Source organism: Paenibacillus taihuensis (assembly GCF_003386535.1).
GTDB classification, from domain to species: domain Bacteria; phylum Bacillota; class Bacilli; order Paenibacillales; family Paenibacillaceae; genus Paenibacillus_Z; species Paenibacillus_Z taihuensis.
This window is the reverse complement of the sequence record NZ_QTTN01000041.1, coordinates 1-25848: the sequence shown is the minus strand read 5'-3', so window position 1 is coordinate 25848 and position 25848 is coordinate 1. Positions and strand designations below refer to the sequence as shown.

Annotated in this window: 21 protein-coding genes; 2 read left to right on the top strand and 19 right to left on the bottom strand. The window is 53.2% G+C overall.

Annotated elements, in window-relative coordinates; translation table 11 throughout:
- Positions 1-423: 423 nt before the first annotated feature.
- The 19 genes from A8990_RS25270 to A8990_RS25180 all read right to left on the bottom strand — a co-directional run bounded on the left by A8990_RS25270 (position 424) and on the right by A8990_RS25180 (position 22283).
- Positions 424-1359: an ROK family protein gene (locus tag A8990_RS25270; protein ID WP_116191819.1), complete on the bottom strand. Its 936-nt coding sequence runs from the start codon at positions 1357-1359 to the stop codon at positions 424-426.
- A 32-nt stretch (positions 1360-1391) separates the two neighbouring features.
- The gene (locus A8990_RS25265; RefSeq protein WP_116191818.1) at positions 1392-3143 is read right to left on the bottom strand and encodes a class I mannose-6-phosphate isomerase; all 1752 of its coding nucleotides are present in this window, start codon (positions 3141-3143) and stop codon (positions 1392-1394) included.
- A gap of 103 nt (positions 3144-3246) precedes the next feature.
- The gene (locus A8990_RS25260) at positions 3247-4023 is read right to left on the bottom strand and encodes a DeoR/GlpR family DNA-binding transcription regulator (protein ID WP_116191817.1); all 777 of its coding nucleotides are present in this window, start codon (positions 4021-4023) and stop codon (positions 3247-3249) included.
- Positions 4024-4102: 79 nt separating this feature from the next.
- Entirely contained in the window at positions 4103-5296 is a 1194-nt protein-coding gene (locus A8990_RS25255; protein WP_116191816.1) for an acyltransferase domain-containing protein, read from the bottom strand.
- A gap of 41 nt (positions 5297-5337) precedes the next feature.
- Complete coding sequence (locus tag A8990_RS25250) at positions 5338-6972, bottom strand: gamma-glutamyltransferase family protein (RefSeq protein WP_116191815.1); 1635 nt, start codon at positions 6970-6972, stop codon at positions 5338-5340.
- Positions 6973-6978: 6 nt separating this feature from the next.
- Positions 6979-7539 (bottom strand): DUF1697 domain-containing protein, encoded by a 561-nt coding sequence (locus tag A8990_RS25245; protein ID WP_116191814.1) that lies wholly within the window; start codon positions 7537-7539, stop codon positions 6979-6981.
- A 371-nt stretch (positions 7540-7910) separates the two neighbouring features.
- On the bottom strand, positions 7911-9182 hold the full coding sequence (locus A8990_RS25240) for an alpha-L-fucosidase (RefSeq protein WP_116191813.1): 1272 nt from the start codon (positions 9180-9182) through the stop codon (positions 7911-7913).
- A 65-nt stretch (positions 9183-9247) separates the two neighbouring features.
- On the bottom strand, positions 9248-10120 hold the full coding sequence (locus A8990_RS25235; protein ID WP_116191812.1) for a sugar phosphate isomerase/epimerase family protein: 873 nt from the start codon (positions 10118-10120) through the stop codon (positions 9248-9250).
- Positions 10121-10141: 21 nt separating this feature from the next.
- On the bottom strand, positions 10142-10846 hold the full coding sequence (locus A8990_RS25230; RefSeq protein WP_116191811.1) for a copper homeostasis protein CutC: 705 nt from the start codon (positions 10844-10846) through the stop codon (positions 10142-10144).
- Between the two features lie 227 nt (positions 10847-11073).
- A complete protein-coding gene (locus A8990_RS25225) occupies positions 11074-12123 on the bottom strand; it encodes a Gfo/Idh/MocA family protein (RefSeq protein ID WP_116191810.1) in 1050 nt (349 codons plus the stop codon).
- Positions 12124-12157: 34 nt separating this feature from the next.
- The gene (locus A8990_RS25220; protein WP_116191809.1) at positions 12158-12886 is read right to left on the bottom strand and encodes a ThuA domain-containing protein; all 729 of its coding nucleotides are present in this window, start codon (positions 12884-12886) and stop codon (positions 12158-12160) included.
- An 85-nt stretch (positions 12887-12971) separates the two neighbouring features.
- Positions 12972-14633 (bottom strand): ABC transporter substrate-binding protein, encoded by a 1662-nt coding sequence (locus A8990_RS25215; protein WP_116191808.1) that lies wholly within the window; start codon positions 14631-14633, stop codon positions 12972-12974.
- Positions 14634-14728: 95 nt separating this feature from the next.
- Complete coding sequence (locus A8990_RS25210) at positions 14729-15613, bottom strand: carbohydrate ABC transporter permease (protein ID WP_116191807.1); 885 nt, start codon at positions 15611-15613, stop codon at positions 14729-14731.
- A gap of 36 nt (positions 15614-15649) precedes the next feature.
- Complete coding sequence (locus A8990_RS25205) at positions 15650-16615, bottom strand: ABC transporter permease (protein ID WP_116191806.1); 966 nt, start codon at positions 16613-16615, stop codon at positions 15650-15652.
- Positions 16616-17305: 690 nt separating this feature from the next.
- Positions 17306-18604 (bottom strand): response regulator transcription factor, encoded by a 1299-nt coding sequence (locus A8990_RS25200; protein WP_116191805.1) that lies wholly within the window; start codon positions 18602-18604, stop codon positions 17306-17308.
- A 14-nt stretch (positions 18605-18618) separates the two neighbouring features.
- Positions 18619-20358 carry a cache domain-containing sensor histidine kinase gene (locus A8990_RS25195; RefSeq protein ID WP_116191804.1) on the bottom strand — a complete coding sequence of 580 codons (1740 nt, stop codon included), beginning with the start codon at positions 20356-20358 and terminating at the stop codon, positions 18619-18621.
- A 57-nt stretch (positions 20359-20415) separates the two neighbouring features.
- The gene (locus A8990_RS25190) at positions 20416-20910 is read right to left on the bottom strand and encodes an NUDIX hydrolase (protein ID WP_116191803.1); all 495 of its coding nucleotides are present in this window, start codon (positions 20908-20910) and stop codon (positions 20416-20418) included.
- A gap of 25 nt (positions 20911-20935) precedes the next feature.
- Positions 20936-21502 carry a TetR/AcrR family transcriptional regulator gene (locus A8990_RS25185; protein WP_342772944.1) on the bottom strand — a complete coding sequence of 189 codons (567 nt, stop codon included), beginning with the start codon at positions 21500-21502 and terminating at the stop codon, positions 20936-20938.
- A gap of 61 nt (positions 21503-21563) precedes the next feature.
- Positions 21564-22283, bottom strand: a complete 720-nt coding sequence (locus A8990_RS25180) for an MBL fold metallo-hydrolase (protein ID WP_116191801.1) — start codon at positions 22281-22283, stop codon at positions 21564-21566.
- A 361-nt stretch (positions 22284-22644) separates the two neighbouring features.
- Between A8990_RS25180 and A8990_RS25175 the strand changes: the two genes are divergently transcribed.
- Both A8990_RS25175 and A8990_RS25170 read left to right on the top strand, forming a co-directional pair.
- Positions 22645-23253, top strand: a complete 609-nt coding sequence (locus A8990_RS25175) for a TniQ family protein (RefSeq protein ID WP_181909773.1) — start codon at positions 22645-22647, stop codon at positions 23251-23253.
- Between the two features lie 847 nt (positions 23254-24100).
- Positions 24101-25458 (top strand): IS1182 family transposase gene (locus A8990_RS25170; protein WP_116191799.1). Its coding sequence is split into 2 segments (ribosomal slippage): positions 24101-24665 and positions 24665-25458, totalling 1359 coding nucleotides; the frame shifts between segments, so codons are not numbered across the junction.
- The last annotated feature ends 390 nt before the right edge of the window (positions 25459-25848 follow it).

Below are 25848 nucleotides of genomic sequence, written 5' to 3'. Positions count from 1 at the left end.
TTCTCTCTCAGCGAACTCCGGGCACGGTTTTCGGTGTTTTGTATTTCTGAGAGAGCGTATTTGCTCTCTCAAGCAAAATTCTCACTGGTTTTGGCACTGAGAGAGCATATTTGCTCTCTCAGCGAGCTGCGGGCACGGGTTTCGATGTTTTTCCCATCTGAGAGAGCGTATTTGCTCTCTCGGGCGAAATTATCGCTGGTTTTGATGCTGAGAGAGCGTATTTGCTCTCTCAGCGAGCTGCTAGGCGTGCTAGTAAGGCTAGCTATCGTACCATGACTTTCGATTTTCCCATTTATTCGCTATGTAATCTCCACAAAAAAAAGCGGCGAAGCAGGCTCACCTCGCCCACCTCACCGCTCTATCGCTCAACAGTTCAACAGTTCAACAGTTCTATTGCTGAACAGCTGAACAGTCTTCCGTACACTATTTCCGCAAAACCAAATGATAAATCCCTCTGAACGTGCTCGCGAACGTATCCGCACTTACCCGCACCTGCGCGATAACGCCCTGCGCGAGCAGCCCTTCCTTGAACGCGGGAACGAACAAACTCGCGCTCTTCGAGATTTGGCCGCCGAGCACGATCAGGTTCGGCTCGTACGCTCTAAACGACGGACCGAGTATGACCGCCATCCGCCGGCCGAACTGTTCAAACAACTGCACTGCCGCAGCATCGCCCGCAGCGGCAGCCTCCGCCAGCTCGCGAACATCTCTGCCAGCGAACGCCATGCCCATCTCCTCTGCCAGCTGAAGCACGCCTCGGCGCGAGATGCAGTCGTCTGCGATCCGGTTGCCGTACGGTACCGGGTACAGCCAGCCGTTCTCCGGCACGCCGGCGCGATGCTTCACAAGCTGGCCTCGCTCCACATAGCAGGAGCCGAGCCCTGTTCCAATCGTCAGGCATATCGCCCGCTCCTCGCCCTGCGCGTCGCCGTCGACGACTGCAATCTCGCCGAGCCCGAACAGCGCTGCGTCGTTCTCGAAGACGATACGGAATTCCGGCCTCAGTTGCTCGCGCAGCAGTGCATGAGATCGAATCGCTTCGTCCAGCAGGCTGCCGATGTTTAACCCATACAGAGACTCGAATTTGCCGAGTCCCTGAATGAGACAGACGCCATGCTCATAATCGAACGGACCCGGGAAAGCGAGGCCGAATCCGGAGATCGGTTCTTTCGAGAGGTCCCCTCGCTTCAGAACATCAACAAATATATCGACAAAATGGTCAATGACCGCTTCCGTCTCAAGCTCCGAACGGGAATCGTAGTGTCCGACAGTCGAAGCGATAATTTCTCCATCCCGCATGACAGCGGCTTTAATCTGCGTACCGCCGACATCGAAAGCCATAATAATGGAACGGTCCATTTGCCAAATCCGCCTCCTAAGCTCCTAAGCTGCTAAGCTCTCACGTATGCTTTTATCGTACCAATTGTCGAACCGATGCTAGGACCGCTAGGGCGAATCGTATACGAAGTGACGGATGCCGGCACGATGAACGTCTCCGCGTAACGGATCATGAACGGCTCGAATGCGCCGTCCGGACTTTCCACAACCGCCTCTTCCCCTTCGATCAGATTCAGCATGTGGACGCTTCCGTTCGATTCGTGAAGAACGGGGGCCGAGAACCAGTGCCTTCTCGTCTCGATGAACTCGAGCTCGTGCAGACCCGTGCGCTCTTCCTTCCAGCCTTCGCCTTCCGCAATCGTTTCGATCGGGCTGACACAGCTGTTCGTCGTCCAGTCCGTCGTCCGGTCCCACTGAATAACCTTGGAGCCATGCTCCACATGGACAGGGCGCGGCTTCCCGTCGAGACCAAGCCGATCCCAGTCCCACAGCTTAAAGGTGAAAATATACGGTGTCGCGCTAATCTCCAGCACCATGCAGCCCGAACCCGAACAGTGAACCGTCCCTGCCGGGATCAGGAAGTGATCATGTTTGGCCGCTGGGTAGACATTGACGTATTGCTCCGCCGGGAAGGTGAAGCCGCCCTCCTGCGCTTGGCGCAAATCCGCCAGCATCGCTTCAGGCTCAATATTATCCTTCAGCCCGAGGTATACCTCCGCACCAGGGGAAGCTTCTAGAATATAGTAGCTCTCATCCTGCGTATACGGCATGCCAAACTGCTCGCGGATATAGTCCGTTGTTGGGTGCACCTGGAGACTAAGATTTTGCCCGCCGATGGTGTCCAGGAAGTCGAAGCGGATCGGGAACTCCGCGCCGAAGCGTGAATACACTTTCTCGCCGAGCAGCTTGATGGACTCGAAGAACACCACATTAATCGATGGCAGCTCAACCCGGATCGTATCATAGTTAAAATAAAGGCTGTTCTCTTCCGGTACGCCGTCGAAACCCCATGCATACGGATGCGCACGCTTCGGAAGCTCGATGTTCGCTTCCAGCCAAGTGCCGCCCCATACGCCTGGATCGAAATACGGGACAAGCCGGAACGGCTGGCTCACCGCCTGCGCAAGTCCGGCAAACAGCGCTTGCTTCGTAAGGAGCTTAGGCTCGTCTTTCGTATTCGTGTCCAAATAGTAGTCGATGCCCTCGAGCAGCGATCTCTTCAGTCGATCCGCCATCCGCCACTCGAAGAAGAAGCCGCGCTTGTACAACCGCAGAATATCCTCTTCCTTATGGGCCGTTCTCCAGTTCGCATACTCCTTCGAGCGGTAGCGCAGCTGAATTTCCCATCTTGCCATATCCGCGTAGACGAGCACGTCGCCCTTGGCGATGAGCGAGGCGCCGAAGCCGATGACGATAATGATGCCATTGTCCGCCGACTTGATCTGCTCCTGCAGCGCAGCGATCCGCTGCGCATCGTAGAACTCCGCAATCGTGAACGGTGTCATATAGCCGAACACGCGGTCGTCAGTCATATAGCGCTCGACTTTGGCATCAACTTCGCTCGGGTCCAGCGCAGCGTCTTCGGATTGCACGACAAGGGACGGACGAAGCACATCGCTCAGTCCGTCCAGTATTTCCTGCTGTCTTACACCGGGATAGCATTCGATGACGACAACAGCTTTCTCTTTTCCTTTTCTTGCGACTGCCGCTGAGAGGGTGTAGCCAATCGCTTCATAACCTGACCACGCCTCATGCTCATAGCCTCGAATCGTTACGGATGGTGCTTTATTGTAGGCTGCCTTCATGGAAAGTCCAGCTCCTTCGCGTCATATTATTATCACAATATAACACAAATTAACACATTTGAACATCCATCTGTGAAATTGATACCTACAATACCGGCGCTACCTATACGATATGCAGCTCTGCTCCGCTCTCTTCAAGCAGCTGCCTGTCCGCAGCTGTAATTTGGTCATCCGTCACGAAAGCATGAATGTCGCCAAGGCGGGCAACCGTAGAGAAGAACCTTTTGCCAATCTTAGTCGAATCAAGCAGCATGATCACTCTTTCTGCCGAGGTCATCATCGCCTTCTTCACCTGCGTATCCATCATATTCGGATCTGTGAAGCCCTCTTCATGGGAATAGCCAAGGGCGGACAGAAACAGCGTATCCGCGTGGTATCTTGCAAAAAACTCCTCAGCAACAGGACCTACAAACGTGCCCGATACATCGCGCAGCATCCCGCCGCAGCTAATGATGGTATGCTTCTTCGCGGCAAACTGACGAATTCGGCCCATCGTGTCGAGCCCGTTCGTAAGCAGCGTTAAGTTGTCATAGGCTCCGAGATGATCCGCCATCCGCGAAACCGTCGTACCGTTCTCCAAAATAATAACCGAGGAGCTGCGAACGAACCGCTCTGCCGCATACGCAGCCAGCTTGTCCTTCACATCCCCGTTATTCGCAAGCTTCGTTGCGAGATCAGGCTCGTCTGCCGCTCGTCCCGTATCGTTATAGACGACGCCGCCATGCGACCTTGTGACGCGCATTTCCTGCTCGAGCAGCGTCAGATCGCGACGGATCGTCATCTCCGACACACCGAAATGGTCGCTCAATTCCTTCATCGTTGCGGCGCCGCGCTGGGCCAGGTAGTTCAGCACAGCTTGTTTTCGTTGTAATGGCAGCATGTTGATTCGATACCTCTTTCAATCGCGGACATAAATGTCGGTTTGCTTTTCACCAATTTTAACACAAATGAACATTATTCTAAAAGTTCTGCCACACCTGCTGATCAGGCAAAATAAACCCGCCCATATCGCGCAGCGCATGTCCATCGATCATATGCTGCCGAATGATGCGGCGAAGCGACGTATCATTCGGCGCATCCGTCCAGTCTTCGTATAATTGTCCGTCGAAGATCCGCTTCAGCCCTTCGAGGCCGTTGTTCAGGGACGGGTAGAGCGTGAAGCCGTTCAGGAACTGAACGATATTTTGAGAAGGCGCGAGCAGCTGGCGGAACTGCGAATCCAGCAGCCACGAGGTACATACATAAGCACGGAAGCCGCCCTCCGGGAAGTAACGAGCGAAGAACTGCTCCGCTTCGCGCATCGATTCGCCGCATTCGCGGATGTCTAGCTTCCCATCGGCAGCGATATGAATATCGAGGACGGAATCGCCGTCTCTCAGGATAATCTCCCAATCTTCGCGAGGCGACAGAGATGTCTGCTCTTGGCTGGCATAGCCGTCTTCATCGATACGGTGTCCGCGTATGAACGAGTCCTCGATCAGGAATTCCGACTGCCAAGCACCGCCAACGCTATCGCCACCGTTATCCGCGGCCTCGTAACGTCCGCTTGTGCCGTCAATAAGTCCGTCGCGCCGGAAGCTGATGCCGCTCTCCGCCATAACGACCACTTCGCCCGTCTTCGTATTGCGCAGCACGACCATATGCCCGTTAAAGTGGCTTCGGCAGAACTGGAGTCTTCCGAGGCGGAACAACTGGAACGTCAAATGATGATGAACCCACATAATATCGGTGCCCCAGCTGCCATGCTTGCGGTAATAGTGCTCCATCCATAGCTTCAGGTCGCTCAGCGTGTGGACGAGCACCTCTGCCGGGATGCCGAGATTCTCATACTGCTCGATCAAACGCGGCACTCCGCTGATAAGCACGAGCGGAATGAACTGCGGCGCTCTGTCGCCTGTACGTTTGATCCATTCGCTCACTTCCGACCGATACGGGCTGACGATGGTTCCGTCTTCCGGGAATAGAAGCGCGCGTCCTTCCAACGCTAACTCGCACAGTTCTTCGTTTGCGTGTATTTCTGCCGCTGCTGCAGTAAGTGCGTTAAGCGCATCCGCCGGAAGCTGCAGCCATTCATTCGCCGCGATAAGCTCCGCTTCTTGCAGGAACCAGAGCGGTTCCCTCAACTGTTGTTGATTGTAAGTTTGCTCCGCCATTAGACCGCAAGTCCCCTCTCCCATTCTCGCTTGTCAAAAGATTACCAAGAGGCTATGCAGCCGTCCGTCCTTGGTTCCGTTCCGCCAATCAATACCCCGCTCGGATCCCGCCAGATCACTTGTCCGCAGCCGAATGCCTTGCGATCCGCCATCGTCTGAATGAGATGGCCCCGCTCCTCAAGCCCCTGCGCGATAGCTGCCGGAACCTCCGCTTCGACGAGCACATGCTTGCCTTCGGTCCACTGCCATCTCGGCGCATCAAGGGCAGCCTGCGGATTCAAGTTATAGTCGATCATGTTCGAGATCACTTGCAAATGTCCTTGCGGCTGCATGAATGCACCCATGACGCCGAACGGACCAATCGGCGCGCCGTCCTTCGTGAGGAAGCCCGGAATAATCGTATGATAAGGCCTTTTGCCTGGCTCCAGTACGTTGGCATGCGCAGGATCAAGCGAGAACGAGTGCCCGCGGTTCTGCAGGCTGATGCCTGTCCCCGGCACGACGACGCCTGAGCCAAAGCCGTTATAATTACTTTGAATGAATGAGATCATGTTGCCTTCCCCGTCAGCAGCAGCCAAGTAGACGGTGCCGCCCTTCGGCAGCTCGCCCGGCTCCGGCAGCAGCGCCTCCGTACCGATCAAGCTTCTGCGCAGCGCGGCATATTCCTGCGACAGCAGCTCTTCCGCGCTGACGCTCATCCGTGCCGGATCGGTAATGTAATGCTTGCCGTCCGCGAAAGCGAGCTTGAGCGATTCGATCTGGGCGTGGTACGTCTCCACGCTGTCTTTTGCGCCAAGCGGAATGCCGCCAAGCACATTCAGCGCCATGAGCGCGACGAGCCCTTGCCCGTTCGGCGGCAGCTCCCACACGTCGTAGCCGCGGTAATTGACCGACATCGGCTGCACCCATTCCGGCCGGAATGCCGCCAAGTCCTCTTTGCGCAGCAGGCCGCCGCTCTCTCGTGCGTAGCGGTCCATCCGCTCTGCCAATTCGCCGCGGTAGAACGATTCGCCCTTCGTCGCGGCAATCTCGCGAAGCGCGAAGGCATGACCTTCCGAGCGCCACATCTCCCCGATCCGCGGGGCTTGGCCGTTCGGCGCGAAGATGCGGAACCACTCGTCGTAGATCCCGTGCGGGTTATCGCTCTCGCGCCGCGCGTTCCACACCTCATGCGCCCGGGTCCATTTCACGCCGAGCTCCGGGCTAATCGGGTAGCCGCCATCAGCGTACTCGATGGCCGGCTCCAGCAGCTGCGCGAAGGGCAGCTTGCCGAACCGCTCGGACAAGCTCGCCCATGCACCTGGCGCGCCGGGCACGGTAACCGGCAGCCAGCCGCTCGCCGGCATCTCGGCAGCATCTCCGCGCTGCCGCACAGCATCCAGCGTCAGCAGCTCCGGTGCGCCGCCGCTTGCGTTAAGACCGTACATTTGGCCTTTGTGCCAAATGATCGCAAATGCATCGCCGCCGATGCCGTTCGAGGTCGGCTCGACAACGGTGAGGCATGCCGCCGCCGCGATGGCGGCATCGATAGCATTGCCGCCTTGCTGCAGGACGCGAAGTCCTGCCTGCGAAGCAAGCGGCTGCGAAGTCGCGACCATGCCGTTACGCGCAACGGTCGCCGTTCTTCGCGATGGATAGGGGTAGTGCGTCAGGTCATAGTTTACGTTGTGGCCCATCGTTCGTTACCCCTCCATTTCGCGCGCTAGTTCAATTAGCTTGTTCACGGTGTTCCAGTTGCGCACCGTTGTCGGCTGGCTCAGCTTGTCCGCTTGGACCGCAAGCTTCGAACCCCGGACACTCTCCGCAAACAGCAAATATAGATCCCGGCCAGCGAGAATCCACTGATCCGCACCTGCATCGAAAGCTTCCAGCTTGCTCAGCTTGTCCGGCTTCGGCGCATCCAGCATCATCGACACGTACAAGCACTCCCCTTCACAGGAAGCCGCCGCCTTCGCAACTTGCGCTTCCGTGAACGGACGGTTCGCCGCGATATGCTCCATCTCGGCCGCTGAGCGGATAATGACTCGAATGGATAGACCGAACGACGCCTCGATGACTTGCTCGATATGCTTGCACAGCTCCGGTTCCTCTTTCTCCGACTCGAATAGGATGTTGCCGCTCTGAATATACGTCTGCACCCGCTGGATTCCGCTTGCTTCCAGCGCCTCGCGCAGCTCCGCCATCTTGATCTTGTTCTTCCCGCCGACATTAATGCCGCGCAGCAAAGCAATGTGAATCGCCATTCCCATATCCACCGCTTTCTAACATAGATTAGGTTAAGTTTACCACATTTTCCTGCTGTGCTGACCGACCTGGCTATATTGGAAAAATCCTCATTTCGGCGAAAATTGCGACTTCTGGGCAGCTATATTGGAAAAATCAGGAAAATCCACTTATTTTAGGCGAAATCCATCAAATTGGCCTCAAGCGGATCAAAATGGTTGGAAAATCCACTATAGCAATCGAAATCGGCTAAAATGGAGCTTTTTTGTGGGAAAAATCCACGCTAGGCGCCGGACTGAACGGTAGCGAACTGATCTGATGTGAAGTGGAGCATGGGTAGCGATAAAAAAAAGCCCGGCAGACGATATCTGCCAGGCTTACTTAATGAGAGTTAAACGTCGCCGCCCGCGTAATGCACGGACAGGGAGCGCAGGATCGGTTCGTCATCGCACTCGGTTATCTCCACGATGACTCCGGCAGCTTTTACAGTAGGGATACGGATAATGGCTTTATGCCCGATACTGCTGCCTTCGTAGATGGTAACCGGGCGATGCGACTTGGCGGAGATGATCGAAACCGTGAAACGGCGCACCCGTTCGCCGGCGGTGAGATCCTCTTCAATGATGATGTGGTCGACGAGATGCGATGCTTCCGCACGATACTGCCATTTGCGGCTGCCCTCTTGAACCCACGCCGAGCTTGCAGCAATCGGATTGCCGAAACGTCTGCGAATCTCCTCGCCGAATCGAGTCAGATGGTCCGCGTCCTTGGCAGGCAGCAGGCCTTCCCGATTCGGGCCGATGTTCAGCAGCAGGTTCGTGCCGCGGCCGACGGAGAGATAATAGAGTCCCATCAGCTCGTCAACGGATTTCACCAAGTGCTCATCGGCGTCGCTGTAGAACCAAGTGGAATTGTTCGCGCGCATCTGCACGTCGCATTCCGCTGGCAGCCACATTTGTTCGCCGAGGTCATCCAGCTTGTCGGTATAGATCGAGAAGTCGGTCGACTCCACTACGTTCCAGCAAGGAACAGGCGCGATGCCGTCTTCATTGCCAATCCAGCGGAAGTCCGGGTCGCCCATGTTGAAAATCAAGATGTTCGGCTGCATCCGGCGAATCTCGCCGATAATGCGCGGCCAATCATACGTGTGCTCCTCCGAGCCGCAGCCGTCAAACCACAGGATATCAATGTCGCCGTAGCCGCTCAGCAGCTCCGTGATCTGATTGACGAAATAATCGTCATACGCCTTCGCGTCCTGCGTATAGAAGTCCGCCGAACCGTCGTATGGCGAGTAGTACAGCCCCGGCTTCACGCCGTACTTCCGGCAAGCGTCCACGAACTCGCGAACGACGTCGCCTTGTCCTTCCCGCCATGGCGAGGCGCCAACGGTAAAGCTGCTGTACTTCGAAGGCCAGTTCGAGAAGCCGTCATGATGCTTTGCAGTCAATACCGCGTATTGCATGCCCGCTTCCTTCGCCGTGCGGATCCACTGCTCGCAGTCGAGCTTCTCCGGATTGAAAGCGGTTGGCGTCATCACCCGCTCGTCGAAATCGGCATAGCCTTCATAGAACGTACGCAGGCCAAAATGAATGAAGAGTCCGAACTCTAGGTCTTGGAATGCCAGCTGCTTTGCGCTTGGAATGATTCGCTGCTCCGTTTGCATCGCTTCTAAAACCCTCCTTGGAATCGGTATCGTTGCTTGTTGCTTGTTGCTTGTTTTCGTTCCACCTAAGCTTCGTTCCACAAGGTCCGCAGATTATCCATTGCAATCTTGGATGCCGATTTGCATTCTTCCATGCCTTCGAATTCTACGGTTACGAAGCCGTCGTAGCCGGAATCTTTGATCAGCTTGACGATTTTGCGGATTTCGATCTCGCCGTGACCGACGATTGCGCCGCGCAAGTAGTTGCCGTTCGAAGTGCGGAACCAGTCGCCGCCGCCTGGAGGGGCATCGTACGGACGGAAGTAGAAGTCCTTGAAATGAACGAGCGATGCATACGGCAGGTTCTTCATAACGCCGATGACCGGGTTCTCGTCCACGCACATGAAGTTGCCGACATCCAGCGTCGTCTTGAAGTTCGGACGGTCGACCGCCTGCAGCACGCGCTGCACCCGGTCGCTCGCTTGCACGCTGAAGCCGTGGTTCTCGATTGTCGTCGTAATGCCGAATTGCGCAGCATAATCGGCGATAATGCGGCTGCCTTTCACGATCAACGGCAAGCTCTCCTCGAACCAGGCGATCGTCGTCTGCTCCTTCGGAATCGTGAACGCCGTCACGTCATGGCGCATATGCTTGACGCCCATCCGGTGGATGACATCCACATGCGATTTCACCCGCGCCATCTCAGCCTCGAATTCCTCCTCCGTAGGCTGTACGAAGTTCGCCGGCATCGAGTAGTTGGACAGCGCGATGCCAACCTCTTTCGCTTTCTCCCTTATCGCATCTGCAAGCTCCAGATTATCAACGAGCTTGTAGCCGTAAGGCACCATCTCCATATGTTCCCCGCCGTTGTCGGCGATCCACTGAATAACGTCGAGTACCGTCATCTCTCCGGATTTCAGAGCCGGGAGAAGACTGTATGTGCTTAAACCAATTTTCATGACAAAGCTGCCTCCTTCATGTTATCGCTGATCCAGTATGGCACGCAGGTCGGATAGACGAGTCGGATCAATCGGTGCAGTGGACGAGCCGTTCACGCGAACGCCTGAGCCAAAATGTACAGCGCGCACCTGCGTCGCTTCCACAAATCCCGCCACCGCCTCAACGATCAGACCGCTGCCAGCCAGGATTTCAATCGCCGAGCCTCTCGCTCCCGCCCGCTGTACAAGCTCTGCAATACGTTCGCTCGCATGCAGAACATTAGGCGCACCGCCAGAAGTAAGCACTGTGCGCACCTGCGGGTAGCTCATCAAAGTCTCCAGAGCCTCCGACTGATCTCGTACCTCGTCGAACGCACGGTGGAATGTGACCGGCACGTCTCCGGCAGCTTCGAGCAACCGCCCCAGATGCTCCTCATTGACAGTCTGATCGACTGTCAACACACCGAGCACGAAAGCGCCGAGCTTAGGCAGCTGCATCGCCCGGATGTCCCGTATGGAGCGGATCATCTCCGCAATTTCCGCTTCCGAATAATGAAACGACCGGCTATGCGACCGAATCATAATATGCATCGGGATTGTGCATACCTCCGCTACCTGACGAATTACGTCCGCTTCTGGAGTTAGCCCTCCTTCTTCAATGACGGAAACAAGCTCAATCCGGTCGGCGCCGAAGCGCGAAGCCGTCTTGGCGTCTTCTTCTGTTAGTGCAATTACTTCGAGCAGCATCGCCAATCTTCCTTTCTAGTTGAACCGCGTACTGCGTACCTGCGTGCCATGTGTCAGCGCGATAAGAATGAATCTATCCATTCACTATAGCATGCAGGCCCATTCGCAGCCGCGTGATAGAATTACGATCTATAGGGATATTATTACTGAATTTTATCTTCTTTCAAACTCGGCGCACAACAAAAAACCGCCCGCAGCTCCCAGCCGCGGACGGTCCTCATCATGAATTATAGCTGTACAATCGTCTTCGATTCCGCCGCGCGAATGATCGCATCGAGCACTTGCTGATTACGGTAGCCGTCCATAAAGCCCGGCAGGCCGTCAGGCTGACCGCCGTCCAGCATCGCCAGAAACTGCTCGTACTGCGTCACTTCGCAGTGCTTCGGCACGTTCAACACGGTGCGCGCCAGCTGGCCGTCTTCCTCTCGAATCCATACGATCCGGTTCGGGTCCTCTGTCGACGCGTGGAGCGTGCCGGTATCGCCGTAGATCGAGATCTCGTGCTGGTTGCCGGAGCCGATCGCGTTGCGCGACGTTTGGAAGATGCCGCGCACTTCGCCGGTCATGCGCGCCTGGAAGCTCGCGAAGTCGTCGACTTCGATCTTCACCGGCTCGCCGGTCCGCGAGTCCAGCCGCTCCGGCACGATCGTATGCAGCTGCGCCGACAGCTCCTCGAACTCGCCGAAGAGGAACCGGGCCATATCGATCATATGCGAACCGAGGTCGCCGAGCGTTCCGGTTCCGGTCACCGACTTGTCGAAGCGCCAGTTGTAGCCAACGTTGTACTGCGGCGCTCCCCAGCCTTGCAAATACTGGCTCGAGAAGCTGCGAATCTGGCCCAGCTTCCCATCGCGAACCAGCTCTCGCGCATAGCGGAATGCCGGCGTGAAGCGATACGTGAAGCCGATCATCGCCGCCACAGGCTGCTGTTCGTACTGCGCCAGCAGCGGCACGGCTTCCTCGAAGATGCGGGTGAACGGCTTTTCTGCCAGGAACGGCTTGCTTGCTGCCAGACAGAGCGAGACGATGTCCGCATGCACGTTATTCGGCGTAACGGACACGACCGCGTCCACGTCCGGATCTGCAATAAGCGCCGCATAGCTCGCGTAGCGCTTCTCGGGCGCAATGCCTTGCTCCTCGCCGACTCGCGCCAGCGCTTCCTCATTCACATCGTTCACCGCAACAAGCTCCATGCGGTCCGTGAATGCAGACATCCAGCGGATATGTGCCTGCGCCATGCCGCCGAGTCCAATTAAGCCAATCCGATACTTGCTCATCGTCTACTCATTCCTCCTTGTACTCGTTCAATGCCTATGATTTCGGCTGAATCTTCTCCAGCGGAGCTGTATGCCCATAAACAGGCGCAGCGGCAGTGCTGGGCGCCGCCCAATGGACGCCGTTCGCGATTACGCGCTGAATCTCCGGGTTATGGTACGTCGGGTATGTCTCGTGGCCTGGACGGAAGTAGAAGATTTTGCCCCGTCCTCTGTTATACGTCACACCGCTGCGGAACACTTCCCCACCCTCGAACCACGAAATCATTACAAGCTCATCCGGCGCCGGGATGTGGAAATGCTCGCCGTACATCTCTTCCTTCGGCAGCTCGATATACTCGCCGATGCCAGCCGCAATCGGATGCGCCGGGTTCACGACCCAAATCCGCTCCTTGTCGTCAGCTTCGCGCCATTTCAGCTGTCCGGTCGGTGTGCCGAGCAGCTTGCCGAAGATTTTCGATGCATGTCCGGAGTGCAGTACGATGAACCCCATGCCGTCCAATACGCGCTGGTACACCTTCTCGACGATCGCATCTTCTACCCGATCATGAGCAAGATGCCCCCACCAAATGAGCACATCCGTCGTGTTCAGCACCTCTTCGGTCAAGCCATGCTCCGGCTGCTCCAGCGTCGCTGTCCGCACCGCGAAGTCTTCCTGTTCCAATCCTTCTGCGAGCGCGCCGTGAATTCCTTTCGGATAAATATCCGCTACTTTCGGGTTGTTGATCTCGTGCAAATATTCGTTCCAGATCGTTACGTTTAACATAGAAGATCACACCTTTCCTTCGCTTCGCATGAAAATAATTCGGGGTATAACCTTGTGGGTTATACCCCGATCGCTTTACACTCGCTTACTTGCCGTTCGCGGCACGCCATGCGTCGACTTGCTTCTGCGCTTCCGCAATGATTTTGTCCAGACCAGCGCTCTTCAGCTTGTCGATCATCTTCGGCAAATCCTTCTCCGGATCCAGCTGACCGGATTGGAAGCCTGGATCGAACGTGCTCTGTACTTTGGAAACCGCGATCAGCTCGTTCTTCACCGGTTCGGAGTCGAATACGAAGCCGATCAGCGGCGATGGCTGGCTCTTCACCATCTCGTTGAACTGCTCGTAATTGAAGTATTTATTCGGGTCTTCGCCGACACGCGTATAATTCAGCATTTGGTTGCCGAGCTGCCATTGATTGTCGTGGAAGAAACCGACGTTATCCTTCGTCTTGCCTGCTGGCAGATCGATCTGGCCATTGTTGAGCACATAATGCGTGCCTTCCACGCCGTAGTTCATCAAGGTGAGCAGGTTTTTATCTTTGTAGAACAGGTTCAGCAGCATCATGGCGCGTGCAGGGTCCTTGGAGGTTTGGGAAATGGCCTGCATCGTCGCGGCCAGCTTCGACGTGTGGAGACGGTCGATATTAAGCGGCACTTGGATGATGTCCATGCCAAGCTGCGTGCTCTTGTTCGCCATCAGCGACGGCTCGCCGATCTTCATATCCTTCACGATCTCAAGGTCTGTGCCGATTGCGGCAAAAGCGGTCTTCGCCTGGAACTTCTTCCAGATGTCGATGCCCGGCGTCGTTGCATCCTTGTTGATGAAGCCTGCTTTGTACCATTCATTCGTGAGCTTCGCAAGCTCCATGTACCGAGGCGTCTCATAAGCATCTACAACCTTGAACTGATTGTCCGGATTCGTATCGCGCTGGTCGATGCCGACCGGTCCGATAATATTCTCCATGCTGCCTGAACCGAAGTAAGCGCCTAGCGGGAATGCCGGGCCGACTGCCGGCGTAACGCCGGGCTCGTTATCCTTGATTTGCTGCAGAATCGGGCTAAGATCCTTGAATTCGCCGGACTTCAGCGGACTTAGGTCGATATGATATTTATCAATAAGTTCTTTGCTGAATGCGACGCCCTGCGGGTTGCCAAGCTCCTGGTGAACGTGGACGCCGTAGATTTTGCCTTTGCGGCGCGCGCCTTCGAGCAGATCGCCTTCAACGGACTTGATGTCGGGACCGTCCTCGTTCAGCAGATCATCAAGCGGCAGCAACGCGCCCTTGTTCACCTGCGTTTCGAAGTTCATCCAGTTCGCGGTCCAGAGCAGGTCGAATTTCTCGCCGGAGGACATCATCAGGTTCAGCTTGTCGGAGTAAGCGCTCCAATCAATCGGGTTCAGCTTCACCGTCATGTTCATATCCGGATACGTGGTCTTCAAATAATCGTTCATCGCGGACTGCACGGTGCCAATGTCGCTTTGATTCGGGTCAGGGTACACCATGACCACTTCATACGGGTCCAGCGCTTTCTTCTCATTCGTTGCATTCGTTGCATTCGTTGCATTTGCGGCGTTGGTGCTCGTGTTGCCGGCGTTGCCCGATGCGTCTGCATTGCTCGAATTGTTTGCTTTGTTTTGGTTGGCAGCTTCGTTATTCGCGCTGTTATTGCTTCCGCAGCCTGCCGCAATCAGCGACATGGACAGCAGGAGCGATGAAAGAACGATTGACCCTCTTCTCATTCTCATCTTGGGGAAACCTCCTGTTTGGATAGGTCTATTGTATACTAAATCAGCGAGTGCCGGCTGTTAGCTGCGCACACTAACGTTGGCTTTGGCTGAGTCTAGCCTTTCACAGCGCCAATCGTGAGCCCTTTTACAAAATATTTCTGCAAGAAAGGGAATACCAGCGCCACCGGTACGACAGCAATGATCGCCATCGCCATTCGCAGCTCCTCAAGCGGCTGCGTCTGCATCGTGCTGACATCGATATGCGCTTTGTCGGCGACCGCCTGCAAGTACTGCGCATTCATCAGCGTGTTGTACAAGAAATATTGCAGGTTATACAGTGTGTCCGTCTTTATGAACACGAGACTTGTAAACCAGTCATTCCAGTAGTTCACGATGACGAACAAGCCAATCGTTGCCAGTACCGGCAGGGACAGCGGCAGGATAATATTGAAGTACGTGCGGTACTCGCTCGCGCCGTCAATCTGTGCCGAATCGATCAACGAAGGCGGAATGCTCGTCATGAAAAACGTCCGCATAATGAACACATTGAAGCCGCCGATGAGGCCCGGAATGATAAGCACCATCATCGTATCCTGCAGATGAAGCAGCTTCGTGTAGACCAAGTACCACGGCAGCAATCCGCCGCCGAACAGCATCGTAATGAGAACGAACATGCTAAGCGCGCCGCGATACGGAAAGTCTTGCCGAGATAGCGAGAACGCAAGCGCCGATGTGATTGCAAGACTTGCAATGGTGCCAATGATGGTCACGGCAATCGATACGCCGAAGGAGCGTATGATCGGCTCCGCGTCATGAATCAGAAACTTATAAGCGACGAGATCGAATTCTTTGGGCCAAAAGCTGTAGCCGTATTTCGCCAGTGCATTCTGCCCGCTCACCGATACCATCAGGACCAGCCAGAACGGGATGATGCATGCCAGGCTGAATAGAATTAAACCGATATTGATCAGGACGTTCGTCCAGTTGTTGCCCCTCATGAAGCGAACAGCCTCCTTTTTGCCTTATGCCAATAGCTAGAATAACGAATTGTCGCTGCTCACCCGTTTCACGATCATGTTGACCGATACGATCAGGACGAATCCGACGACCGCCTGCAGCAAGCCTGCCGCCGAAGCCAAGTTTGTATCGCCTGTAACAAGCAGCGCGTTGTACACGTACGTGTCGATAACGTCTGTCGTGCTCTTCAGCATTCCTGCGTTCATCGTCACTTGATAGAACAAGCCGAAGTCGGCGCTGAAGATGCGGCCGATCGCGAGCAGCGTCAGGATGATGATGACCGGAATGAGGAACGGCAGCGTAATCTTCGTCATCTGCTTCCATTTGCTTGCCCCGTCCAGCATCGCCGCCTCGTAATATTCGCGGTCAATGCCGACAATCGTCGCCAAGTAGATAACCGAGCCGAAGCCCACCGATTTCCAAATGTTCACGACCGTCAGGATGTACGGCCAGTATTGCGGGGACATGTACCACGAGATCCCTTCCTTGCCGGCAGGCTCGAGAATCGACTTGTTAATGAAGCCGAGCTCCGGATTCAGGAAGCCGTAAACGAGATACGCCACGACGACCATCGAGATAAAATGCGGCAGCAGCATCGTGCTCTGATAGAACTTGGATAAGAAGCGATGCCTCACTTCGTTCAGCAAGAGCGCGAGCAGCACCGACAGCACCGTGTTGATGAGCAAGAATGCGAGATTGTACACGATCGTATGGACGATGACATGCCACATATCGCTTGTCGCGAACAAGAAGTGGAAGTTATCGAAGCCATTCCAGTCGCTGCCGATAATGCCCTTGGCATAGTTAAAATCTTTGAACGCGAGAAACACGCCGAACATCGGCAAATAATTGTTAATCAGCAGCAGCGCAAGACCTGGTAATGCGAGAATGATAAGCGCCCGGAACTTCCACAGCTTCCGAAGCGGATTTCCTTTGCGTGACGCTGCCACTGGCCTTGCCGCCGATTGCCTTACTGCTTCCATCGTTGAACCACCGCCTGTTGCTTTCTATGAGATCATCATAGCTGGAAGCGAGAGGGAGCCCCACTCGTTTTGTCACCTGGGTCTAGTCATTTTGTGACATCACGCAAAAACGACCCTGACGAGTCACGGGCAGGATGCCTCCGCCGCACCGCTTGTTTGTCATTTCAGCTCGCTCTGCTGCTGAGAGCACGTATGTATGCTCTCAACCCCGATTCCTTGCGATTTTGCTCCTGAGAGAACGTATGTGTGCTCTCGACCGAGGTTCACCCGACTCTACATTGGTCACATGTTCCCGAGTAATGTCCTAGGGCGCCGCCACCGCTTGCTTGTCCATTGTCTATATGGGAAATATCCACTGTAGAAGGCCTTTTTCAGCTGAATTAGCAGTCTATAATGGAAAAATCCACTCATTTACGCTCGAAACCGGCGTTTGGAGCCTTTTCGGCCACTAATGAGTGGATAAATCCAATATAGCTCCTTCGAAACCGCTAATTAGTGAAAAATGAATGGATTTATCCAATATAGCTCTGCGCTCTAGTTAGAGTTTCCGCGAAAAAAAGTGCCAAGAAAAGTCCATTGGACTTTCTCGGCACTTTGACGACTCTCTTAAAGGAGCTTTGCTTATGCTTGCTGTTTCGCTGCTGTCGTATTCCGCTTGTTCTCTCGCATGTACTCTCGTTTGCGCTTGCGTCATTGCTTCCGGTATTCCTGCGGATTCGCTTCAAACCGTTTGCGGAACATGCGGGTGAAATGAGAGAAGTTTGAGTAACCGACCTGCTGCGCAATCATGCTGACAGTCATATCCGTCGTATCGAGCAGCTGTTTCGCCCGGTTCATCTTCGTCTCGATAAGATAGTCGATCAGGTTTACGCCGGTCTCTTTCTTGAACAGCCTCGACAGATAGGCGGGATTCAGTCCGACATGTGCGGCAACATCGTCCCGCGATATATCTTCCTCGACGTTATCCTTAATGAACTGGATCGTTTGCTGCACGAAGCTGTTCTTCTCCTTCTCGCCATGCGCAGCGTCCATCTCCGCACTGTATACGAGAACCGGGCTCGTCTTGCCAACATGCGTATGCTGCAGCTCTTTCAGCCCATCGCACAAGCCGGGCATATCGTGAAGCGGTGCAAAATAGCCGACGTAGCAGTTGATGCGGCAATAGAACAGCTCCTTGCACGACGTGACGAAGCTTCTGCACGTCGCTTCCCACTGCTCGGCTACGGCTGCGGATTCATGCACGAACGGGCGCTGCTCGTAGACCATGACGAACAGCTGACCGCCACGGTCCGTTACGACTTGTCCCTGCTGCCCGGCCCCGGCGAGGAGCAGTTCCTCCGCCGCCTTTTGCACGGCGTAACGCATCATCTCGAGATCACGTCCCGCGAACGGCCGCAGCCATTCCTCGACATGAATGAGAATGGGCAGCACATGCGCGTCCGGAGACAACGCGAGCCGAGCATCTTTAAGTGCCCGCTCCAGGAAGTCGTCGAAAGTGAGAATGCGCCGCGCCAGCAGATCTTGCCAGAACCGTTCGGCAAGCTTCGGCTGCTGCTTGCTCCAGAGCGATTCGTATTGCTGAACGAGCTCAGCCGAGCGCGCTTTCTCTGCCCGCCCCTGAATCGCCTTGATCATCTGCGCGACGACATTCGCAAGCTCCTCGCTGTCCACCGGCTTCAGCAAATAGTCGAAGCTCTTCAGCTGGAACGCCTGCTTCGCATAGTCGAATTCGCTGTGACAGGTCAGAAACAGCGATTCCGTATGCGGGCAATGATCCTTCACCCAACGGACTAATGACAGCCCGTCCTCATCCGGCATCTCAATATCGCAGATCAGTATAGCTATCGCTCGCTCCGTTAAGAGCGTCCTCGCTTCTTCCGCGCTGAAGGCGGTATGCACATGACCAATGCCAAGCGATGCCCAATCATGGCAGTTGCATATCCCTTCCGCTGCGTAGCGTTCATCGTCCACAATTAACATTTCGTACATCCGTTGTTCTCTCCTTACGCATACTCAATCGGGAGCGTCAGGCGTATCGCGGTTCCGCTTGGTTCGTGATGCCGAAAAATAAGCGTTGCTTTGTCGCCGTATCGCATTGCGAGCCTTTTCTTCACATTCCATATTCCGATATGCCCTTCTTCATCCGAATCCGGGAGATAATCGTCTGCGTTTAATTGCGCGAGCTTCTCCGGCGCCATGCCTTTACCGTTGTCGAATAGATCAATGACCATCCGATCCTGCTGCGCTTCATCGCGCCGTGCTTTGATGGTAAGGCGAAACGGCGCCTCCTTCAAGCTCAGGCCGTGAACCATCGCGTTCTCGACGAACGGCTGAACGAACAGCGACGGCAGGCAAGCTTCCTTCAAGTCATCCTGGAGCACCATTTCGAACTCAAAATCATCCTGGTACCGCATTTTCTGAATTTCGAGGTAATGGCGAATATGCTCCATCTCCTGCTCGAGCGTAATCGTCTCCTTGTTCAGCCGGATCATGAAGCGGAAGTATTGGACGAGGTGACGCACCATTTTCTTCACGAGCTCCACTCGTTTCAGGTCCGCCAGCTGGAAGACGATATTCAGCGCGTTCAGGAAGAAATGCGGATTAATCTGCGTTTGCAGCTGCTTCATCTCGGCCTTCTGGGCACGCAAGCGTTCCTCGTACACCCCGATTTTCAAATCCGTAATCTCTTCAACCATGCCGTTGAACGTATGGTTAATGATTGCGAACTCCGCAATGTTAGAGTCGGGAAGACGTGCTTCCATCTTCCCTTCCTTGATGCGCCGGATCGCGCCAAGCAGCTGCAGAATCGGTTTGAAGATCATGCTTCGGAAGATAAATCCGTACAGCAGCAGAATCGCAAACACAACGAGCGGCATCCACTTCGTAATCGTCTGGAATCCGCTTAAGCCTTGCAGCAACTCCGAATTCGGAATGACGACCGCCGTGCTCATCGGGCTGTTCTTCGAATGCTTCGTCACGACGAGATATTTGGTCTTGTCGTTCGTGAACGAGAAGGAGTGGTCTTCGCTGAGTTCCTCGGGAGGCAGCCCGTTCAGCTTGCCTAGTGCGGATGACGGATTGGATAGGATAATGCCATCATTTCCTAAGAAGAGCAGGTCGCCGCCTTTGCGGAGATTGAGATTGCCAAGCGGCATCTTCAAGCTGTTGACGTTAATCAGCGCGCCGATGTAAGCGTTGTTGGTGAGGTCATCGCTGACGAGCCGGAACAGGAAGTTCTGATCCTTGATCCGTACGAGGTTCCACTTGTACATCACGGTCTTCAGCTGCTCGGGGTGATGGAACATCTCTGTGACCCATGCCCGGGCGGGCTCGTAGTACCAAGGCGTCGCGCCGGCCATATTCGTCGAGACCAGCATATCGCTTGGTTTGGAATAGACAAAAAACATATCCACCGTATGGTAGTACGACTGATACATCGAGTTCCGCTGAATGAGCCCGATCTGGGCAAAATAGTACTCCGAATCCGTCAGCCCCGGCTGCCCGAACTTCTGAAAGTTGTCGTCATGGTTGACAATATCCATCATGTTGATCGCAATATCGTCGAGGCTCCGGTCGATCATATTGAGCGAGGAGCTGACCAGGTTCTGATACGAGTTCGCGACCTGCGTCAGCACGACGCCCTTCGTGAAATTGCCGGCGAGGTACAGAATCGATAAGAGCGGTACCGTAATTGCACAGAACAGCAGGATAAAGCGCGTGCTGAGCGTGTTGAATTTGGGCATGGTGTAGGGCTCCTTCTAAGCTTGCTGTCAGAGCTATAATAGCAAGAAAAACCGCCCTTATGGACGGTGTTTTTCGATATATTTTAAATAAAAGACGATTCCTGCGCGATCGACATCTGAGAATTGCAGGGGATCATCGGACATTAATCGTTGGAGCTCATTGATGTTAACCCATCTTGGGTACTTTGTCTCATCTCCAGCTTGCAAGAGTTCGCCAATTGCTTTGCAGCGGAAATAGGCGCCAACGGAATCAAAAGGTCCTTTTGTCGTTTGATAGACGGCGAATGGCTGCAAACACTCCACTGCAAAATCAGTGTTCATATGCGCAGTGTCAATCCTCGTATCTTCTCCTTCGATTTCCGTCACGTCCAATCCTGTCTCTTCCTTTACTTCCCTAATCAGCGCCTTGTGCAGCGGTTCGAATGGATCGATTCTGCCGCCTGGAAGCTCAATCCGCTGGGGACCGTCAGACTTATTCCGTGTTTGAACGACGATCTCGATGCTGCCGTTAACGGTCCGCTCAATGATTGCGCGTGAATTGACCAGAAACATTGGGCGATCGCCTCCTCTTCTATCGTTATTTCAGCTGTGCATGGATCCCGGCAAGAAAAGTGTCTACCATCAGCTGGAAGCTGACGTTCAGATCGACAGGCATTCCGAAGCCGCCCTGCTGCTCAATCGAAGCGAAGCCGTGCATCAAGCTGCGAAGTCCGCGCACGAGATGAATGCTCAGCTCGTGATCGAGCCCGTATTCGCGCAGCGCTTCGATTGGAACGGCCGCGATATTGCCGGCCGCTTGCTGGATTTGCGTATCGGCACGGTCCATCGTTCGCTGCGTCATGGCATATAATCCAGGATGCTTGCGTGCAAATTCGAGATAAGCGTACGCGAGTGCACGGATCGCATCATCTCTGGTCTTGCCGTGAACGGCGCCGCGCATTACGGTTCCGAGCCGGCCCAGACCATACAGCGTCAGCTGCAGTCGAAGCCCTGGCAGTCCGTTCACATGATTATATAGCGAAGGCGAGCGTATGCCTAGCTTCTGCGCCAATGTCGCGAGCGTGAGGGTATCAAGCCCCTCCGCATCGACAAGCTCAGCCGCCGCCTGCAAAATCGTATCGATATCGAGTCCCGCTCTTGGCATGATGAAGTCCCCTTTGGATGTAGTGTGGTGCGGTGTGAGATGGTGAGATATGTGACGGGTCCTAACGCCGCTGTTGTCCGAGCTTGCTCTCTGCTTCCGCGATCGCTTTATTCATTGCAGCTGCCGGGTTTTCCAGCATTACGCCGTGGCCGACAGCCAGCAGCGTTGGCTTGAGATCGTACAGCTTGCGCACGCTTGCGAGTGCGATTTCCTTATGCCAAGTTGCGAAAGCAGGGAACGGGAACCATGGCTTGAACTGTCCCGAGACGGCTACGCCGCCGCGCGTCTGCATCGCGTCGCCTATAATGAGAGCACCGCTTCTCGTATCGAGCAGCGACATCGAGCCCGGCGTATGGCCCGGCGACATCACCGCGCGCAGCGAACCGATCATATCGCCTTCGCTGAGCAAGACGTCCGCGCGGGTTGTCAGTTTCTTCGGCACGCCGCCCTTGATCGGCGTGTTCGGCTCGCCTTCGAGCAGCGAACGGTCTCCCGCGAGCAGCAGAGAATCACGCGCCGAGATGTACACCTTCGCGCTAGGCAGCGCAGCCTTCAGCTTATCGAGCGCACCGACATGATCTTCATGTGCATGTGTCAGCACGATGCGAGTAATCGGCTTGCCGAGCTCGTTCGCCGCTTTCAGAATCGGCTCCGCGCTGAACGGCAGCGCCGCGTCGATGAGGGTCAGCTCGCTGCCCTCATCCACAATATAGCAGTTCACAGGAAAAAATCTCGGCATAAACGTCAGCTGATAAAGATTACCTTTGCGCGTCATTCTCATTATAATCGTTCCTCCCCAGAAAAAACTAATCGAATTAGTTTTATTGATCTCAGAATAACTAATCACATTAGTTTTTGTCAATGGGCGATTTGTAAAGATTTGTTTTAGCATCAAAAGAGCCGCGATGTTCGCGGCTCTCTCTCCTCCTCAGTACAACGACAAGAAAATACACCCATTAGCGACATGAAAATCCCAACAAACGAAAAAATCGCTGATTTTCACGACAAGAAAATCCCGATAATACAAGAAAAGCAGATTTTGAACGACATAAAAATCCCGACAATAGAGAAAATCATGTATATTTAGTGCACGATCCTGGGCATTAATGTATCAAGAAACTCGTTTGAGAGGGCTATTCATAATGACTGCAAACATTGTCTGGCGAGAGGAATGGAAAAGGCCTTACGAATCTGTTTGGTCATTATTCGAAAATTTAAAGATAGCTAACTCTGTTACCGGCAGTGATTTGTTATTTTACATAGCAAATAAAAGAGGAAGAACTCATGTAAACAAATTGTCTGAAGAAACACATACTAAACTAAAAGAACTCACGAGAATTGATTTTAACGAAATAAATCAAAGTATGCTGAAGCTTTCCAAATTTGAACGGAATAATCCATTGCATTATTTCCATACTCACTTATGTTATTGTGTGGAATGTGTGCGATACAATTTCCATAGTTATTTACATCAATATAAGTTGGTAGATATTTGCCCGTTTCATTTAAGTGAACTTAAACGAAACTGTGAAGTTTGTGAAAAAGAAATATATTATTTCAATTTCGCCTTTCATATTCCCTTCACTTGTAAATGCGGGGCGCAGTTGTATCAAACAGTACAAGAACCCGTTTGGAAAAATTGGGCTGAATTCAACCCATGTCTTGATCTAACCATTCTGGACGAAAACAGCGAGCTTACAGATAGAGAACATTCACTACAGAGATTGATTCACAAAATTATTAATAATTAGGCCGTGATTAAGTAATGAAACTAATTTGGAGAAAAAACTGGTTATCTGACTTTGAGTCACCGTTCAGCGTTATCGACAAGATTTGTTATGCGAATCATATCACACAAAAAGATTTTCACACTGCTTTCTCCTGTGCTAAAAATCAAGAATATTCGCACCCTCTCATAAATTACTTGGATTATACGAACATTGAACGGTCCATTTCCAACCATCTCATGTTACATTTCAAATCATCAGTAAACGTTCTTTCTCTTAGTTTTTACAATGGGGATATAGCTCCTGAAATATACTTCTGTAAGGATCTATACTATTGTAATTCTTGTTCCTTACATGGATATCATAGTTTGTTATTTCAATCAAAGTTTATTATGGAATGCCCCTTCCACCAAACTCCATTGACAAACTTATGCAGGAAATGTGGGTTCCCATTATCCTATAGGCAGTATAAAAGCCAATCAATTAGTCAATGTTGCCGCAATTGTAGTGAATCAATTCTAAGACACCATGATGTGTATCCCAATTACCCAACATACACTGTGCAAGATATTCTGTCCGACGAATTATTAAGGTTCTTTAGCCTTGATGAAAAGGATGTTCAATATCTTCAAAATATACATATTAGCTTGTATGGTAATAAAAAAGGCCACAGCAGCCTGGAGTTCTATATCAACTTGATTGATCAATTCAATGCTCACGTGCGAGAATAATAAACAGACCAGTCCAATGGACTGGTCCCAGCCTGTTGAGAAACTTCAACAGGCTTTCATTTTTTCGCATTACTTCATCAATTCACCGCGTTAATATAGTATAATATTCATATATTACTTCTCTTAAGGCGGTGCTCCGTATGTTGCGCTCTAATCCTACCGTTCAAAATAGTTACGAATTTGTTTGCCTCGAGGATCTCGTCCCCGAAGGCCACCTCTTGCGTAAAATTCAAAAACATATCGATTTTTCTTTCATACTCGAGAAAGTAAGACCGTACTATTCGGAGGACAACGGACGCCCTTCCGTCGATCCCATCATGCTCTTTAAAATGATGTTCATCGGCTATTTGTTTGGCATTCGATCCGAGCGACAACTGGAGCAGGAAGTCCAGCTTAACAATGCCTATCGCTGGTTTGTTGGTCTAGGTCTTACAGATCGAGTACCTGACCATAGCACGTTAAGCCTGAATCGTAAACGTCTGCAGGAGAGCAGTGTCGTCCAAGAAATCTTCGATCATATCGTATTTAAGGCCATTGAGCATCGTATGGTCGCTGGCCGTGTTTTAGTATCGGACTCCACGCATCTCAAGGCGAACGCTAACAAACGGAAATTTGTGAAACAAGAAGTAGAGAAAAGCGTGAAGACCTATCTCGATGAGCTGGACGAAGCCATTACTGAAGACCGGAAGGCGCACGGAAAAAAGCTCTAAAACCTCGAAAGGTGGTGACCGAAACCAAAGAGACGAAGATTAGCACAACCGATTCTGAAAGCGGTTATATGGTGCGTGACGGTAAGCCGGAAGGCTTCTTCTACTTGGATCATCGAACGGTTGACCACAAGTACAACATTGTTACTGACGTTCACATAACACCTGGGAATGTTCATGACTCAACGCCTTATTTGGAACGACTTGAACTGCAAGTGAAGAAGTTTGGCTTTGAACAGTCTCTTGAAGCCGTTGCCCTCGATGCCGGCTATTACACAGCTGCGATTTGCAAGAGGCTCCATAAACAAAAAATTTACGCGGTGATTGGCGGAAGAAGCTTTACTCCTGTAAAAGGCTTGATTGCGAAATGGCGATTCAAATACGATGCAGACCGGAATGTATATATCTGTCCTCAAAACCACGAATTGGTGTACTCCACAACAGACCGGGAGGGTTACCGGCAGTACAAGTCCGACCCAAAAGTTTGTGCTGAGTGCCCCATGCTGCAAGAATGTACAAGAGCGAAAAACAAACAACGTGTACTTACGCGGCATGTGTGGCAAGACAGCAAGGAATGGGTCAAAGAGAACGGAAGAAGCCGTTCGGGGAAATACCTGTACCGGTTGCGATACCAAACCATTGAGCGAAGTTTCGCGGATGCCAAAGAGCTCCACGGACTTCGCTATTGCCGGTTTCGTGGAAAGAAAAAGGTGCTGGAGCAAGCGCTGATGACTGCCATCTGCCAGAACGTAAAAAAGATCGCCAACCACCTGTCCAAGCAGGTAGGTTAAGGCGATCTTGCTGTTTCTATTGAGCAAACTGCTAAAATTATTAAGATTAAATCGAGTAGGCCCATGCGCAATTGCATGGGCCTCTCACAGATCCGGACGTGCGGGTCATCGCATCCGGCTCCTCCATGATTATCCCCGTTGGGGATGAAGGTCTTTTTGGATCGAGGACAAACTACTTAGACCGATTTCTTCAAACCACTTGTTTGGCATCGCATACTGCGCATACGTCGAGTAGGAGCTGCGCCAAGCGGTCATTCGTAACCCCGGCAGTTCTCTATCCCATCCTCGTTTGCGCATCTCTCGATGAAGTTTCCTTATCTTCCTCCAGCTTCGCAGCTGTACCGACCGGAGTCTTCTTCTTATCCAACCATCGAGATCTCGGAATCGTTT